General features: G+C 67.0%; 1 protein-coding gene. It reads right to left on the bottom strand.

Translation table 11 applies throughout. The annotated features are described in order from the left end of the window. Positions 1-305: 305 nt before the first annotated feature. Positions 306-828: IS91 family transposase (locus NKI58_RS35435; RefSeq protein ID WP_352854536.1), on the bottom strand; the 523-nt coding region annotated here is incomplete at its 5' end.

The raw sequence follows: 828 nt of genomic DNA, 5'->3' as shown, positions 1-828 counted from the left end.
GCTTTCGTGAAGAGTTTCGGGCGCCGGCAGGCGTACGAAAGTCCCCGAGGAAGGAACCCGCGGGCCACAGTCGATGGGCTATGGGGATTTCGATTTGCGGCTGATGTCGGCGATGGCGCGGCCGAGGCTGGGAAGCGCTGGGATGAATGCGGACAGGCCGCTTCGTTGCGCCTCCGCGCGGTATTGCCGGCACGATGAACGGCTTGGCGCTGACCTTTCGGTCTCGGTGATCACCATGGACATGCGTGGGTCGGTTGCCGGAGGCTGAGTACCTACGGCTGAACGCTGGATCATGCCATGCCGGGTCATGGAGCGGTCTCCCGGTTCGTCGCGGTTGCGTCCGGCGGTCCGCGTGGCTGCCTCCAGCGTTCGAACGTCTCGATGACGATCATGCGTCCGCCGCAGCAGGGGCACGACGGGCGGAAGTCGTCCGGTTCGTCCGAGGTGTCGTCATTGGATGGCGCAGCGACGCTCAGCAGTTCACGGGCGCGCGCAAGGCTGGCCTTGCGGGCGGAGCCGGCGAGCAGGCCGTAGTGCCGGATGCGGTGGAATCCCTTTGGCAATACGTGAAGCAGGAAGCGGCGGATGAACTCGTCGGCCGCGAGCGTCATGACCTGCTGGCGGTCGGCGCCGTCACGGCGATAGTCCTTGTAGCGGAAGGTGACGCCGCTCTCGTCGAGGCGGATGAGGCGGCCGTTCGAGATCGCGACCCGGTGCGTGTAGCGCGACAGGTAGGCGAGCACCGCTTCCGGGCCGGCGAAGGGCGCCTTGGCATAGACCACCCAGCGCTTGTTCCGGACCGGCGACAGGTGCCGCAGGAAGGCCTGC

This window comes from Mesorhizobium sp. M0522 (genome assembly GCF_040321085.1).
Lineage (GTDB): Bacteria > Pseudomonadota > Alphaproteobacteria > Rhizobiales > Rhizobiaceae > Mesorhizobium.
This window is presented reverse-complemented; position numbering and strand designations above follow the sequence as displayed.